Origin of the sequence: Hymenobacter terrestris, from assembly GCF_013377905.1 — a bacterium.
Taxonomy (GTDB): Bacteria; Bacteroidota; Bacteroidia; order Cytophagales; family Hymenobacteraceae; genus Hymenobacter; species Hymenobacter terrestris.
Window position 1 is genome coordinate 1 of record NZ_JABKAV010000011.1, and the last position, 14,728, is coordinate 14,728.

At 62.9% G+C, this 14,728-nt stretch carries 11 protein-coding genes; 4 read left to right on the plus strand and 7 right to left on the minus strand.

Translation table 11 applies throughout. The features are described from left to right. Positions 1 to 92 precede the first annotated feature (92 nt). Both HW556_RS05780 and pxpB read right to left on the minus strand, forming a co-directional pair. Positions 93 to 1,094 (minus strand): 5-oxoprolinase subunit C family protein, encoded by a 1,002-nt coding sequence (locus HW556_RS05780; protein WP_176898860.1) that lies wholly within the window; start codon positions 1,092 to 1,094, stop codon positions 93 to 95. Continuing rightward, a complete protein-coding gene (gene pxpB / locus HW556_RS05785; RefSeq protein WP_176898862.1) occupies positions 1,091 to 1,831 on the minus strand; it encodes a 5-oxoprolinase subunit PxpB in 741 nt (246 codons plus the stop codon). The genes HW556_RS05780 and pxpB overlap by 4 nt, the downstream gene beginning before the upstream one ends. A 154-nt stretch (positions 1,832 to 1,985) precedes the next feature. Between pxpB and HW556_RS05790 the strand changes: the two genes are divergently transcribed. Then, entirely contained in the window at positions 1,986 to 4,625 is a 2,640-nt protein-coding gene (locus tag HW556_RS05790) for a M1 family aminopeptidase (RefSeq protein WP_246289536.1), read from the plus strand. Between the two features lie 150 nt (positions 4,626 to 4,775). On the opposite strand, the gene HW556_RS05795 is transcribed toward HW556_RS05790, so the two are convergent. The 5 genes from HW556_RS05795 to HW556_RS05815 form a co-directional block, all read right to left on the minus strand. Beyond that, a complete protein-coding gene (locus HW556_RS05795; RefSeq protein ID WP_176898864.1) occupies positions 4,776 to 5,348 on the minus strand; it encodes a hypothetical protein in 573 nt (190 codons plus the stop codon). Positions 5,349 to 5,488: 140 nt separating this feature from the next. Then, the gene (locus tag HW556_RS05800; RefSeq protein WP_176898866.1) at positions 5,489 to 6,592 is read right to left on the minus strand and encodes an Mrp/NBP35 family ATP-binding protein; all 1,104 of its coding nucleotides are present in this window, start codon (positions 6,590 to 6,592) and stop codon (positions 5,489 to 5,491) included. 221 nt (positions 6,593 to 6,813) lie between these two features. After that, positions 6,814 to 7,512, minus strand: coding sequence for a LytR/AlgR family response regulator transcription factor (locus HW556_RS05805; RefSeq protein WP_176898868.1), 699 nt, complete (start codon positions 7,510 to 7,512; stop codon positions 6,814 to 6,816). Beyond that, on the minus strand, positions 7,509 to 8,690 hold the full coding sequence (locus tag HW556_RS05810) for a sensor histidine kinase (protein WP_176898871.1): 1,182 nt from the start codon (positions 8,688 to 8,690) through the stop codon (positions 7,509 to 7,511). The genes HW556_RS05805 and HW556_RS05810 overlap by 4 nt, the downstream gene beginning before the upstream one ends. Then, a complete protein-coding gene (locus HW556_RS05815; RefSeq protein ID WP_176898873.1) occupies positions 8,690 to 9,811 on the minus strand; it encodes a sensor histidine kinase in 1,122 nt (373 codons plus the stop codon). Before HW556_RS05815 ends, HW556_RS05810 begins: the two co-directional genes overlap by 1 nt. 129 nt (positions 9,812 to 9,940) lie before the next feature. Here HW556_RS05815 and HW556_RS05820 point away from each other — a divergent pair, with 129 nt between their 5' ends. From HW556_RS05820 to HW556_RS05830, 3 genes are all read left to right on the plus strand, one after another. Then, positions 9,941 to 11,206 (plus strand): hypothetical protein, encoded by a 1,266-nt coding sequence (locus HW556_RS05820; RefSeq protein WP_176898876.1) that lies wholly within the window; start codon positions 9,941 to 9,943, stop codon positions 11,204 to 11,206. A 69-nt stretch (positions 11,207 to 11,275) separates the two neighbouring features. After that, positions 11,276 to 13,336 carry a DNA primase gene (gene dnaG, locus HW556_RS05825; protein ID WP_176898878.1) on the plus strand — a complete coding sequence of 687 codons (2,061 nt, stop codon included), beginning with the start codon at positions 11,276 to 11,278 and terminating at the stop codon, positions 13,334 to 13,336. Positions 13,337 to 13,507: 171 nt separating this feature from the next. After that, the gene (locus HW556_RS05830; RefSeq protein ID WP_218136876.1) at positions 13,508 to 14,584 is read left to right on the plus strand and encodes a potassium channel family protein; all 1,077 of its coding nucleotides are present in this window, start codon (positions 13,508 to 13,510) and stop codon (positions 14,582 to 14,584) included. Positions 14,585 to 14,728 lie beyond the last annotated feature (144 nt).

The following is a 14,728-nucleotide window of genomic DNA, read 5'->3' on the forward strand; positions in this document are numbered from 1 at the left end:
ACAGCGGCGCTTGGTTTCGTTGAACGGTGGCGTTTGGTTGCGTTCAACGGCGGGCGGGGACACCCGAAGGACAGCGAAGCGAAGCCCCGCCCCTACATCGGCCGCAGCGCCACGGCCCGTTCCAGCTGCCGGAGCTGTTGCTCCTGCTCCATGTACAGTTGCTGGGCTTCGGGCAGGCTGATTTCCTGGAACCGCAGGACGCCGCCCGGGGGGACCTGAGCCAGTCGGGACCAGTCGGTGGCGGCTACCAGGGCCAGGCGGGGGTAGCCGCCGGTGGTCTGGTGGTCGGCCAGCAGCACGATGGGCTGGCCCCCCGGCGGCACCTGTACCGTGCCGAATGTAACGGCCGCCGAGAGCAGCTCGGGCGCATAGGCGGAGCGGAGCAGGGCCGGGCCCGCCAGCCGGCTGCCCATGCGGTTGGAGGCCGGCGTTACCCGAAATTCCTCGGCCCAGAAAGCCCGCTGGCTGGCCGCCGTAAACTGCCCGTATTCGGGGCCCGGCACCGCCCGCAGTAGAGGCGCGACTTCGGGTCGGGGTGTCAGGGCCGGGTCGGCAAACCAAGAGGCGGCCACCCTGGGCAGTTGGGGCGAGCGGGCCAGCAGCAGCTGGCGCTGGCGCACGGCGCCGGGAGCGGCTACGGGCAGCACATCATCGGCCCGCAACGCCCGGCCCGCCAACCCGCCGATGCCGGCCGCCAGGTAGGTGCCCCGGCTGCCCAGTACCGTCGGCACGGCCAGCCCGCCGGCCACGGCCAAGTAGGCCCGGCAGCCCGCTTTGGGCCGGCCGAAGCTTAGTTCGGTGCCGGCTCGCACGGCTACGGCCCGGTTCAGTGGCAGCGGCTGACCGTTGAGCGTGGCGCTGAGGTCGGCGCCGGTGAGGGCCAGCAGGTGGTCGGTACTAAAGCGGATGGTAGGCCCGAGCAGGGTGATTTCGAGTGCCGCCGTGCCGGGCGCGTTGCCTACCAGCGCGTTGGCTACCCGTAGGGCCCGGGGATCAACAGGCCCCCCTACGCTCACGCCCGCCTGCCGGTAGCCGGGCCGGCCGGCGTCCTGAATGGTGGTGAGCAGGCCGGGGCGCCCGATGTGCAGGCTCATCGGGCGGCGGGCCAGTGGCGGAACTGCTCCGCCGTGATAGGCATGAACCGTAGCTGTTGCCCCGCCCGCAACAGGCTGGGGTTGGCCGCTTCAGGCCGGAACAACCGCTCCGGAGTGCGCCCAATCAGCTGCCAGCCGCCCGGCGTGGGCAGCGAGTAGATACCGGTCTGGGCACCGGCAATGCCCACCGCCCCGGCCGGCACCTGGGGCCGGGGGCTGGCGCGCCGGGGCGTGGCCAGTTCGGTGGGCAGGCCGCCTAGGTACGGAAAGCCCGGTGCGAATCCGATGAAATGCACCTGGTATTCGGCCCCCGCGTGGCGGGCCACTACGTCGGCCTCGCTCAGGCCGCAGTGCCGGGCCACCATCGCTAAATCAGGTCCGAACTCACCGCCGTAGCACACTGGAATTTCTACGGCTGGTCCGGTTTCCCTACTAGCCCCGATGGCGGGCAGCTGCGCCAGCTGGTTGCGCAGATGGGCGGCCACAGCCTCAAACGGCGAGCCGCCCCCGGCCGTGCATACCTGCCAGGGGTCGTAGAATACGGTGAGGGTGGTGAAGGCCGGCACCAGTTCCACTAGCCCCTCAAACGGGTGGGCCAGCAGGTACTTGGCTACGGCCTGAATGGTGGCGTTGGTGGCCTCGCTGATAACGGCGCCGAATTCCAGCACTACGGCCGTTTCGCCGAGCGGGTAAAGGCGCGGGGGTAGGGCAGCGGGCAGGCGGGACGAATCGGGCATGGCTGGGCAAGATAGGTCTGGGGCAGCTACGGCGCGAACTTTAGTTTGTAGTCCCCGAGTGGCCCGGGCAAGTGTCGGGCTACAAACTAAAGTTCGCGCCGTAGCTGCCAAACGGCTGTATCTTGGTCCTCTTAACGTTCCTCGCCTTGCCTGCATGACTTTTCCCGCCCTTTCGCGCGCCGTTTACCCATTGCTTTCGCTGCCCCTACTGATGGCTGCCTGTGTCCGTGCTCCGCTGACGCCGGTAGCTACTCCCGGCACGGCCGCCTCAAACGCTGCCCAAAACGCTGCCCCGGCGGTGCCCGTGGTGGCGGGCGTAAGCCGGGCGCTGGCCGATGACCGGGTCGCCCGGGTATCGGGCCTGGGCTACGAGCTTAGCCTGAATGTGCCCGCCGACAAGGCCGCGCCTATCGCGGCCACCGAAACCATCCGCTTCCGCCTTATCGATGCCAGCCAGCCCCTGCAACTAGATTTCAAAGCGCCCACCGCCAACCTGCACACGTTGCGCGTGAACGGCCAGCCGGTGCCTCTCGACTACCACGATGAACACTTGGTGCTTCCGGCTGCCCGCCTGCAAACCGGCCCCAATGTGGTGGAAATTGATTTCACGGCCGGCGACCAGAGCCTCAACCGCAACGCCGACTACCTCTACACCCTGCTCGTGCCCGACCGCGCCCGCACCGTGTTTCCGGTGTTCGACCAGCCCAACCTGAAGGCCGCCTTCACCCTGAGCCTGACCGTGCCCGACACCTGGCAGGCGCTGGCCAACGGCCGCCTGACGGACTCGACCCGCACTAACGGCCGCAAAACTTACCGCTTCGCGCCCTCCGATACAATCAGTACCTACCTGTTCTCATTTGCGGCAGGCCGGTTTACGCCCCTGACCCGCACCATGGCGGGCCGCCCGATGCAGCTGCTGCACCGCGAAACCGATAAGAGCAAGCTGGCCCTGAGCCTGGACCCCATCTTCCAGATTCATGCTGACGCCCTCCGCTTTCTGGAGGACTATACCGGCATCCCATATCCGTTTCAGAAGTTCGATTTCGTGGCCCTGCCCGATTTCCAGTACGGCGGCATGGAGCACGTGGGGGCTATTGATTACAAAGCCAGTTCGCTGTTTCTGGATGAGGGCGCGACCCAGGACCAGAAAATCGCCCGCTCCAACCTCATTTCCCACGAAACGGCCCACATGTGGTTCGGCGACCTCGTGACAATGCAGTGGTTCAATGACGTGTGGATGAAGGAGGTGTTTGCTAACTTCATGGCCGATAAAATCACGCAGGTGGCCCTGCCCGAGTCGAACTACGACCTCAAATTTGTCATCGACCACTTCCCGGCCGCCTACGGCGTCGACCGCACCACCGGGGCCAACCCCATCCGCCAGAACCTGGATAACCTGAGCGACGCGGGTTCGCTTTACGGGGGCATCATCTACCACAAAGCGCCCATTATGATGCGCCAGCTGGAGCGGCTGATGGGGGAGGAGCCCTTCCGCGACGGCCTGCGCGCCTACCTGAAGCAGTACGCCCACGGCAACGCCACCTGGCCCGACCTTATCAAAATTTTGGACGAGCGTACGCCGGCCGATTTACAGGCCTGGAACCAGGTTTGGGTGAACCAGCCCGGCCGTCCGGTGTTCAACTATGACCTGCAAACCAGCGCCGGAAAAATCAGCCGCCTCACGCTCAGCCAGCAGGCCGAAGACGGCTCCGACCGCCTCTGGCCCCAGCTGTTCGAGGTGCTACTGGTATATCCCAATGGCCGTACCCGCGAGCTGACGGTGAACCAGAACGCCCGCGAAGTGCCGGTGCCGGCCGCCGTAGGTGAGCCGGCCCCCGCGTATATCCTGTTCAACTCGACGGGCCTGGGCTACGGCGTGTTTCCGGCGGCTCCGCAAGTGCTGCCCGCGCTTACTGGGCTGAAAGACCCCGTGGCACGGGCCGCCAGCTACGTTAACCTCTACGAAAACATGCTCCGTGGCGAAGTCGTTAAGCCGCTTGAATTGCTCACGACCTACCGCCGGGCCCTCACCCGCGAACCCGAAGAGCTGAACCTGAAACTGCTCACGGGCCAGGCCAGCGCCGTGTTCTGGCAGTTTCTCACGCCCGCTCAGCGGCAGGCCGTGGGGCCGAATTTGGAAAAGGACCTGTGGGTCGCGCTGGCGCAAAACCCCGCGCCCAATTCCAAGAAGCTGCTGTTCAAAGCCTATCAGTCGGTGGCCCTGAGTCAGGCGGCGCAGGCGCGTCTCTACCGCATCTGGGACACCCAGCAGGCCCCCGCGGGCGTTAAGCTGACCGAGGACGACTACACCAGCTTGGCCCTGGCGCTGGCCGTGCGCGACTACCCGGCCCCCGCGCCCATTCTGGCCCGTCAGCTCACCCGCATCCAAAACCCCGACCGCCGCAAGCGCATGGAGTTTATGCTGCCCGCCCTCGCGCCTGATGTGGCTACCCGCGACGCCTTTTTTGCCTCGCTTTCTGATGAAAAGAACCGCGAAAAGGAAGCCTGGGTAACGGCCGCGCTGGGCTACCTGCACCACCCGCTGCGGGCCGCCACGTCCGAAAAATACCTGCCCCAGAGTCTGGCGCTGCTGGAAGAAATCCAGCAGACCGGCGACATATTTTTTCCCTATTCCTGGCTTCAATCCACCCTCGGGAGCTACCAAACGCCCACCGCGCCCCGCACCGTCCGCGACTTCCTTACGGCCCACCCCAGCTATAATCCCCAGCTCCGTGCCAAGCTGCTGCAAGCCGCCGACGATGTATTCCGGGCCGAAAAGCTGGTGAAGGAGTGAGTTGTTAGTTATTGGTTGTCAGGTAGAACGTCATTCAGAGCACAACGAAGAATCTCGCTTGAAGCCGTTATTATACCGTTGCAACATCAGCACGCGAGATTCTTCGCTGCGCTTTGAATGACGTTCTGCCTGACAACTGACGACTGACAGCTACTTCCGCCGGGCTGGCTGGGCTGAGAGCTGGCCGCGCAGTTTGAGCACGTAGAACAGCAGGCCGGCGGCGAGCAGGGCCAAGGCCACAGCCAGCAGTTCGCGGCTGGTGCGGGCGCCGGTGGCGGCGTCGGCGGTGGCTTGCAGGTCGCGCAGCTTTTTATCGCGCTGCCGGTCGCGCTCCTGGAGGTTGGTAATCTGGTTTTGCAGGTCGTAGAAGCGTTGCTGAGTGCTGCTACGGTCGGTTTGGGCTACGTTGACCTGCTGCTTGACCTGCTGATTTTCGGCCACCACGGCGGCCGTCTGGCGCAGGGTTGCTTCCTGTACGGCCTGAATCAGCTCAGTGTCTTTGCGGATGATGCCTTTAAGTGCCTCCACCACTTCCTGGAGGTCTTTTTTGCTGGGCTTATTGGCTAGAAAGGCGTTGCGCTGCCCGTTGGCAGCTTCGTACTGGCTCACCAGCAGCTGGCGCTCCTGAATAAGGCGCGGAATGGCGAGGTCGGCGGGGGGCGGCGTTTGGGCGAGGGCAGCGGTGCAGGACAGCGCGAGCAGAACAGGCAGCAGAACTTTCATAGGCGCAAAGATTGGCGTTCTGTCGGATTTTCTGACCGGAAGCCCAGAAAAAACGCTGCGGTAGCCGGTTTATTCAACGAACAACCCGGCTACCGCAGCGCAAACGTTAGCAGCCTCTAAAAGAAGCAGCCTGGATAAGCCTACCTGTTCATTTCCACAATATTGGTTTTTGGAGCCACAGCGTTGCGGATGCTTACCTGCCGGGCCACTTCCTCGGCCAACTGGCCGAACACGGTGGCGGCCGGCGAGTCTTTCTGCAGAATGACGGGCGTGCCCTGGTCGCCGTTTTCGCGGATGCTCTGCACCAGCGGAATCTGGCCCAGCAGCGGCAGCTCGTGCTTGTCGGCCAGCGCTTGACCACCGCCCTGGCCGAAGAGGAAGTACTTGTTGTCGGGCAGCTCGGCGGGCGTAAACCAGGCCATGTTCTCGATTACGCCGAGGATGGGCACGTTGATTTGCGGCAGCCGGAACATCTGCAAACCCTTTTCGGCATCGGCCAGCGCCACTTTCTGGGGCGTGGTTACGATGACGGCGCCGGTTACGGGCACGGTCTGCACCATGGTCAGGTGAATGTCGGACGTTCCGGGGGGCATGTCAAGCAGCAAGTAGTCCAGCTCGCCCCAATCCACCTCCGTAATGAACTGCTTGAGGGCCGACGACGCCATCGGGCCGCGCCACACTATAGCCGACTCGGCGGGAGCCAGAAAGCCAATGCTCATCAGTTTCACGCCGTGGGCCTCAATGGGCTGGATGCGGTTCTTGCCATCTTCGCCCTGAAACACGTGCGGCCGGGCGCTTTCCTGCCCGAACATGAGCGGCATGCTGGGGCCCGAAATATCGGCATCAATAAGACCCACCCGGGCGCCCGATTGGGCCAAAGCAATGGCCAAGTTGGCCGTTACGGTGCTTTTGCCTACGCCGCCCTTGCCCGAGGCCACGGCAATAATGTTCTTCACGCCGGGCAGAATGTCGCGGTTCTGGCGCATAGTCGTCACCCGCGAAGTCATCACAATAACTACTTCGGCTTCGGCATCGACCATCGTATGGATGGCTCGCTCGCAGGCGTCGTGGATGAGCTGCTTGAGCGGGCAGGCGGGCGTGGTGAGCACGACGGTGAACGATACGCGCTGGCCCTCAATCTGTACGTCCTCAATCATGTTGAGCGTGACGAGGTCCTGGCCCAAATCGGGCTCCTCAACGTAGCTAAGGGCTTTTAGAACGGCTTCTTTGGTGATGATGGCCATAGGGTTGCTGCAAGTAGGTAACGAAGTGCAAAGATAACCCGGAAACCGGGCCGTTGGCTGGAGCAGGCCGATGCGGCCGGATCAGCGCTTTTACTACTATCCAAATTTTGGAAGCTATTACGGCGTAGAGATGCAATATTTTGCGTCTCGTCGTTGGACGGCGGTACAGAACAGCCAGCATAAGCAAAGTCAGCAACGACAAGACGCAACATGTTGCGTCTCTACAACCCGAAACGGGCCAGCAACGCCTCCTTGTACTGCTTGCCGATGGGAAGGCTTTCGGATCGGTCGTAGAGTTCAACCTCGTTGCCGCTGATGGCCCGGATGGCGTCGAGGCGCACAATATAGGACTTCTGGATGCGGACGAAACGGTCGGCCGGCAGCTGGTCCTCTACCCGACTCATGCGCAGATAGGTGATGATCATCTGGTCCTTGAGCACGATTTTGATATAGTCCTTTAGCCCCTCGATGTAGTCGATTTCCGCAAACAGCACCCGGCGCAGGGCGTGCCCTTCCTTCACGAACAGGTACTCCGGGGCGGCCACCGTTGGCGCGGCCGGCCGGCCTGAGAGCACCACTTGGGCCTTGTTCACGGCCTTCATAAAGCGCGGTAAACTCACGGGTTTCACCACGTAATCGAGGGCGTCGAGCTCGTAGCCTTCGAGGGCATGGTGGGGTGATGCCGTAATGAAGATAACGTAGGGTGGGTTTTGCAAAGACCGGATGAACTCCAGGCCGTTGACCTGAGGCATGTTGATGTCGGAAAACAGCAGGTCGATGCGCTGGCGCTGAAGCACTTCCAGGGCTTCGAACACGTGCTCGCAGCTAGCCGCCAGGTGCAGTTGGGGCAGCTGAACCACGTAGCTTTCCAGCAGCTCGCGGGCAAACGGCTCGTCGTCGATTATCAGGCAGTTGATCATGAATAGGGAAGGGGCGAGAGGCGGCTGGCCGCACGGGCTGGGGCTACCTCGGCGGGTTGCAACCGTAGCCGTAGGGCCACAGCGTAAGTGTATGTTTCGGGCTGTTGGCTGATAGTCAGCTCATAGTCGGCGGGGGCGTGGTGCAGGGCCAGGCGCTTGCGTACATTGGCCAGGCCCACGCCGCCCACCTCGCGCCGGGGCGCGGCCGGGCTGCAGCTGTTGCGCACCGCAAAGTACAGCCAACCATCGGCGGCCGTCAGCTCAATCTTCACCCACGACTCTTCCAGGCTGCTATCGACGCCGTGTTTAAAGGCGTTTTCGACGAACGGAAACAGCAGTAGTGGCGTGATGTGGTGGCCGGCTACCAGGCCGGTTTGCCCGTAGCTAATGTTGACTTTGGGGCCGTAACGCAGCCGCTCCAGCTCCAGATAAGCCTCCAGAAACCCGATTTCCCGGTCCAGCGGCACCAGCGCCGCGTCCGACTCGTGCACCGTGTAGTGCATCAGGTGGGTGAGATGCTCCACCATCAGGGGGGCGCGCACGTCCTGCTTCACTACCAGCAAATACAGGTTGTTGAGGGTATTAAACAGAAAGTGCGGGTTGATCTGGGCCTTGAGAAAGTTGACTTCCAGATTCAGATTTTCTCGCTCCAGGCGCAGGCTGCGGTTGCTGCTGCGCAGCAGAAACACAACAAAGCGCAGCAGAATGGGCGGCAACACCGTCACCACAAAGTCGCTCAGGCCCATGCTCACGGCTCGCCAGGAAAACACGCCACCCCAGAGGCCGTAGTCGAGCACCCGGGACACGTAATCGTGCAAGTCCGCCGTCACGAGAGCCCGGCTTGCGAGCCAGCTGAAATAGGCGAACGAGAGCAGGGCCCACAGGTAGTAGATGCCCGCCAGGCCCGCCAGCGTGAGCACCCAGCGCCCTCGCAACACCCAGCGCGGCAGCACCACCACCGAAAAGAAGTAGAATCCCGCCACCGCCGCTCCGGTGTTGGTGAGCACGAAGCCCCAGGTAACCAGCGCCCCCAGTTGCCACTCCGAAAAAACCAGGTATTGAAACCCGGCAAAAAGCCCCCACAGCAGCGCATGGCGCAACAGCCGTGCCGTTGCTGGGGGCAGCCGGGCCGTTAGGCGCGACCCCAGCCGCTTCGGGAAGGCAAGCAGCTGTTTCATTATGCTAACTCAATGTGAATTTCAACCCGCAACGTATGCGCCGCCTCGCTGATGTGTGCCGTATGGCGGCCCGGATACTGCAGCGCCAACCGGCGCAGGGCGGCCGCCACGGCAGGCTCGGTGCGGTAGCTTGGCGGGCGGGCGGCGGCAGAGGTGCGGGTGAGAATGAGGCCAACGGCCGCCGCATTTGCCTGCACGTGGCTGGTGAAACGGGCCGGCTGTTCGGGCAAGATGTCGTCGTCGTTGTCGTCGAGGGGGGCGAATAGGCGCTCCAGAAATGGGTGCAGCAGTAGCGGTGCCAGCTGCTGGGTGGTAGCCTCGCCCGATACTGTGTGCGCTATTTCGACGGTGGCGGGGCGGCGCAGGCGTTCCAGGGCCAGGTAGTCTTCCAGAAACTCCAGCTCCCGGGCCAGCGGCACCCGCTCGGCGTCGGTTTCATAGAGCGTGTAGCGCATCAGGTCGGCCAGATGCAGCACCACATCGGGGGCCCGGGCGTCGCGGGTCTGGGTGAGCCGGAGCAGGCTGCCGAGCGTATGAAACAAAAACTGCGGGTTGATCTGCGACTTCAGGAAGCCCAGCTCCAGGGCCAGGTGATGGCGCTCCAGGTGCAGGCGGCGGCGCTCGACTACCAGCGTATAGGCCAGAAAACTGATGAGCACTGGAAAGAGGAAGACGGCCAGCATCCCCATCAGCACCTGCAGCTGGCCGAATGGGCTGAGGAGCATGGTCCAGAAATCGGCCACGTAAAAGGCATGCAGGGTGCGCCGCATCACCGCATCGAGGGGCAAGAAGGCCAGGGCCAGCCGGGCGCAGGTATAGGCCCATAGCTGGAAGGCGTACAGCAGCCCCACCGCCCCCAGCAGCGCCCGGCCGTAGTGCCCACGCAGCAGCCAATGCGGGATAATAAGGTAGACCAGGGCATTAAACAGCAGCACGGCAAAGCCCATCTGCAACAGCACCAGTGGCCAGATCGGGCCGGAAAAGCTGAAGTTGGGCCGGTTGTTCCAGGCGAAGTAGAAACCCAGCATCACCACCCAAAGCCCCAGCTGCAGCAGCCCAGCCGCGGCGGCGGTGCTCAGCTGGAACCGGGGGCGCAGGGAGGCTAAAGTTGGGGCGGGCATCGAAAAGCGGGAGGACAACGGGCCATTTGGTGGTGTGGGGCCGCAACTTGGTCGAAGAAACTTCGGGCAGCCAAAGCTCTGCAATTTCTTTGTTCCAGAATCTACCGCTCACCAACTATTTCTTCGCCAATGTTGCGCTCCTCCCATATCCTGTTCGGCCTTGTTTCTTCTCCAGCCGCTCGCCGCCGGCTGCGCCTGGCCGCCTGCGCTGCGCTGGCCGGCCTGCTCAGTACCCAGGCGCAGGCCCAAGACAGCACTCTGACCCGCTTGGTGCATAAATACCAGTACGACCTGGTGCAGAATGGCAATCAGTTTTCGGGTCCGGGCTGGGAGAAGCTGCAGCAGGATATTCAGCAAAGCACGCTGGTGCTGATTGGCGAAGGTCACGGCATGGCCCAGGTTCCACAGTTTACGGCTGCCGTGGCTGCCGTGCTGAAACCCAAAGTGTACGTGGCCGAAATCGACAAGTACCAAGCCCGCTACCTGAGCCGAATGGCTGACCAGCCGGGCCTGCCTACGGCGTTTATGCGGCAGCATCCCAATGGGTTATCATTTTATAGCTGGGCCGAGGAGTTCGAGCTGGCGCGTACACTACGGGCCCAGCGCGCGGCCATCGTGGGTATCGACCAAGTGAGCCTGACCGCCACCGGCACCTTCTTCGGGACGCTGGCCGACCAGGTGAAAAACCGGCGAACCCGTGCCTACCTGTTGGGCCGCGCCGCTGCTTACCAGGCGCAGGACCGGGCGATTATGAAAGGCGACACCGGTCAGTACAGCCTGTTCGTGCAACGTCCCTCCGCCCTCGACAGTCTGCGCCTGCTCACGCGTCGCGAGAGCCCGGTAGCGCGGCAGATGGTGGAGGATTTTGCGGCCAGCGCGGAAATCTACCGGCTCTTTAGCGTGAGCGGCGTGCGCAGCCATGCCATGCGCGTCGGCCTGATGAAGCGCAATCTGCTGACTGAGCTCCAGCCCTACCAACCCACCGGCCAACCGCTGCCGCCCATGTTGTTCAAGTTTGGAGCCGTGCACGCGGGCCGGGGCATTAGTGTACTGGGCGACTACTATGACGTAGGTAATATGGCCCTGAACCTGGCGGATGTTCACGACCAGAAGTCGTTGCACATCTTCATCATTGGTAAGCAGGGTACCCAGGTTGGGGGCTTTGATCCTGACGATTTTGCGAAAAACGTGGCGCCCTACTCCGCCGACCCGCAGAGTCCCTTTGTGGCCGCTACCCCGGCCGGCGCCGCCTGGCAGGTATTCGACCTTCGTCCCCTGCGCCGGGCACTGCTTCGGGACAAGCTCACGGTTAGCAACGCAGAACTGGAAGCCACCATTTTGGGCTACGATTACGTGGTCATCATCCCCGAAACTACGGCCAGCCGGAATTTTTAGCCGCCCCGCCCCAACTTCTGCTGCATAAGAGGGGTTGGGGCGGCGCCGGGGTGTGCTACCTTTGCCGCTATGGCCCGCATCCCTAAAGAAACCGTCGACCAGATTATTCACCACGCCGATATTGTGGAGGTGGTGGGCGACTTTGTGAGCCTCAAGAAGAAGGGCCAGAATATGTGGGCCTGCTGCCCGTTTCACCACGAGAAGTCGCCGAGCTTTTCGGTGGCTCCGGCCAAAGGGCTCTACAAGTGCTTCGGCTGTGGCAAGGCCGGCGGGGTGGTGCAGTTCATCATGGACATCGAGGGCACCAGCTACGTGGAGGCCCTGAAGTACCTGGCCAAAAAGTACGGCATCGATGTTCAGGAGGAAGAGAAGACCCCCGAGCAGCAGCTGGCTCAGAACGAAAAGGACTCCCAGTTCATCGTGTCCAACTGGGCCAAAGACCACTACCACCGGCTGCTGGAGCACGACGACGAGGGCCAGAGCGTGGGCTGGAGCTACCTGCGCCAGCGTGGCCTCAACCAGACTACCATCAGCACCTTCGAGCTGGGCTATTCGCTCGACCAGTGGGACAACCTGCTTAAATCGGCTACGGCCGCGGGCTACGAGCAGAAATACCTAGAGAAAACCGGCCTCGTCGTAGTGAAAGAGGACGACAACGGCCAGGATACCGGCCGGCGCTACGACCGGTTTCGGGGCCGCGTGATGTTCCCGATCCACAACGTATCAGGCCGCGTGATTGGCTTTGGGGCACGCACACTCAAGCCCCACGACAAAACGGCCAAGTACCTCAACTCGCCCGAATCGGAGATTTACCATAAATCCGACGTGCTGTACGGCCTCTACCAGGCCCGGCAGGCGGTCCGGAGCGAGGAGCAGTGCTATCTGGTGGAAGGCTACCTCGATGTGCTGAGCCTGCACCAGGGCGGCGTGAAGAACGTGGTGTCCACTTCCGGTACCTCCCTCACCGACGGGCAGATCCGGCTCGTGAAGCGCTACACCGACAACGTGACGGTGCTCTACGACGGCGACGCCGCCGGTATCCGGGCCTCGCTGCGCGGCATTGATATGCTGCTCGAAGGCGGCCTGAACGTGCGCGTGGTACTGTTTCCGGACGGCGACGACCCCGACAGCTACATCCGTAAAGTCGGCGACCAGCGCTTTAAGGATTACCTCGAAACGGCCAGCCAGGACTTCATCCAGTTCAAAACCGACCTCGTGAGCCGCGAGGCCGCCCACGACCCGGTGAAGAAGGCCGAGGCCATCCGCGAGGTGCTCCAGAGTATTGCCAAGGTGCCCGACCCGATTAAGCGGCAGGTGTTTCTGCAGCAGACCTCGCAGACGTTCGGTATCGACGAGCAGGTCATCATCAGCGAATACAACAAGCTGGCCCGGCAGCCCACCGCCAAACCCGGCACCAGCAACGGCGGCACTAGCACCGGCAGCAGTGGGAGCGGAGCCGGTTTCCAGCCCGAAACCCGCAACCAGTCGCTCCGCCCCAGCCGCCAACTCAGCCCCGAAGAAGAGGCCGAAGCCCTCATGTACGGCGCCTCGCCCGACGATTTGGCCGGCGGCAGTGATGCTACTGAGGAGCTGGAGCCCGTGCCCGACATTCTGGAGCGTTGCGAGCGGGAGGTGGTGCGCCTGCTGCTGCTGTACTCGGCCCAGCCGCTGGCGCCCGAGGTGAGCGTGGCCCAGTACCTGCTGGAACAACTCGACGATACGACGTTCAAAACCGGCATTTACGCCGATATGCTGCACCTGTGCCGTGAGGAGCTTAACCAGGGCCGCTGGCCCGAAGTGCGCACCCTCATCCAGCACGGCCGGGCCGATATCCGGAGCGTGGTGGCCGAGCTGGCCACCGAGAAGTACGAGCTGAGCCCCAACTGGACCACCCACCAGATTTACGTGCCCCGCGAGCTGGATGTGCTGCAGCCGGCCTGCGACAACGCCATTCTGCGCCTCAATAAAGTGAATGTGGAGCGCGAGCTGGCCGTGCGCCTTGAAGCCCTGCGCCACCCAACCGACGAGGCCGAAATGATGGAAAACCTGCAAACCATTCACCTGCTCAAGCAGATGGACAACCAACTGGCTGGCCTGCTGGGCACTGTTATCCCGCGCCTGAGCCTCTAGCGCAAAGCAGAACGGCCATAGCACGAAGCGGAAGCTTCGCGTTATAGTCGCGCTACCGGCCTTCCAGCCTTGCCATTGCGCGCCCGCCTGCCGTTCTTGCGGCCCCATATAGTAGCCCGCTACGCACAGCCCGAAAAGTCAACGACTGCCAGCTAACCGCTTACCAACAAAATGCCCCCCATCGTTCAGCCCCCGCGCTCCGGCCTGCAGCAGTACGTGCGCAACGTGTGGCGGCGCTTCAAGCTTGGTCGCTTTGTGGGGGCTTTGGTGCTCACGGTTAGTGCTTTAGCTATTGGTATTGTGGGGTTTATGTGGATTGAGAACTTCTCGTTTCTCGATGCGCTGTACATGACCATGATTACCGTTTCGACGGTGGGCTACCAGGAGGTGCATCCGCTGTCGGCGGCGGGCCGGCTGTTCGTGTCGGTGTACATTTTCTTCAACCTGCTGATTCTGGCCTACCTGCTGTCGGTGCTGAGCACGTACATCTTCGACGGCGGCCTGCGCACGATGTTTACTATGCTTAAAAACGACCAGCAAATCCGCCAGTACTCCGACCATGTGATTGTATGCGGCTTCGGCCGCAACGGCCGCAAAGCTTACCTGGAACTGCGCGCCAGCGGGGCCGATGTAGTGGTGGTGGAGCAGGACGAAGACGTACTGAGCAAGGCCTCGACCGAGGAGTACGGCCCGGTGGCCATCGTGCGCGGCGACGCCACGCTCGACGAGTCGTTGCGGGCGGCCGGCATCGAGCGGGCCCGCGCCCTTATTACGGCCCTGCCCAAAGACGCCGACAACGTGTTTGTGGCCCTCACGGCCCGCGAGCTGGCCCCCAGCATCAACATCGTGGCCCGCGCCAGCCTCAAAAGCTCCGAAACCAAGCTGCTGCGGGCCGGGGCCAATTCGGTGGTGATGCCCGATGAAATCGGGGGCTCGCACATGGCCAACCTCATCATGCGCCCCGAGGTCATCCGGTTTCTGGATATGATTTCGGGCCTGGGGCCGCACCGGCTGCGGCTGGAAGAAATGCGCGCCGAAGAGCTGCGGCCCGAGCTGCAGAGCCAGAGCATCCGCCAGCTCGACGTGCGCTCGCGCACCGGCGCCACCGTTATCGGCCTGCGCCACCAGTCGGGCGAGTTTACCATCAGCCCCCCCGCCGACCTGGTGCCCGGCCCCGGCGACGTGCTGCTGTTTCTGGGCACCGAGGAGCAAATTATGCGCCTGATCGACGCGTTCCAGCAGATGTAATGGTAGTTGTTAGGAACGTCATTCAGAGCGCAGCGAAGAATCGCGCGTGCCACACTAACTGATGATGGGATTAACTTGGCACCCGAGATTCTTCGCTGCGCTCTGAATGACGTCCCCGACAACTGCCAACTGATGCTGTATCTT

Bases quoted from the DNA above. Each gene is read 5' to 3' on its own strand.
- HW556_RS05780 (WP_176898860.1), bottom strand. From the start codon at position 1,094: ATGAGCCTGCACATCGGGCGCCCCGGCCTGCTCACCACCATTCAGGAC.
- pxpB (WP_176898862.1), bottom strand. From the start codon at position 1,831: ATGCCCGATTCGTCCCGCCTGCCCGCTGCCCTACCCCCGCGCCTTTAC.
- HW556_RS05790 (WP_246289536.1), top strand. From the start codon at position 1,986: ATGACTTTTCCCGCCCTTTCGCGCGCCGTTTACCCATTGCTTTCGCTG.
- HW556_RS05795 (WP_176898864.1), bottom strand. From the start codon at position 5,348: ATGAAAGTTCTGCTGCCTGTTCTGCTCGCGCTGTCCTGCACCGCTGCC.
- HW556_RS05800 (WP_176898866.1), bottom strand. From the start codon at position 6,592: ATGGCCATCATCACCAAAGAAGCCGTTCTAAAAGCCCTTAGCTACGTT.
- HW556_RS05805 (WP_176898868.1), bottom strand. From the start codon at position 7,512: ATGATCAACTGCCTGATAATCGACGACGAGCCGTTTGCCCGCGAGCTG.
- HW556_RS05810 (WP_176898871.1), bottom strand. From the start codon at position 8,690: ATGAAACAGCTGCTTGCCTTCCCGAAGCGGCTGGGGTCGCGCCTAACG.
- HW556_RS05815 (WP_176898873.1), bottom strand. From the start codon at position 9,811: ATGCCCGCCCCAACTTTAGCCTCCCTGCGCCCCCGGTTCCAGCTGAGC.
- HW556_RS05820 (WP_176898876.1), top strand. From the start codon at position 9,941: ATGTTGCGCTCCTCCCATATCCTGTTCGGCCTTGTTTCTTCTCCAGCC.
- dnaG (WP_176898878.1), top strand. From the start codon at position 11,276: ATGGCCCGCATCCCTAAAGAAACCGTCGACCAGATTATTCACCACGCC.
- HW556_RS05830 (WP_218136876.1), top strand. From the start codon at position 13,508: ATGCCCCCCATCGTTCAGCCCCCGCGCTCCGGCCTGCAGCAGTACGTG.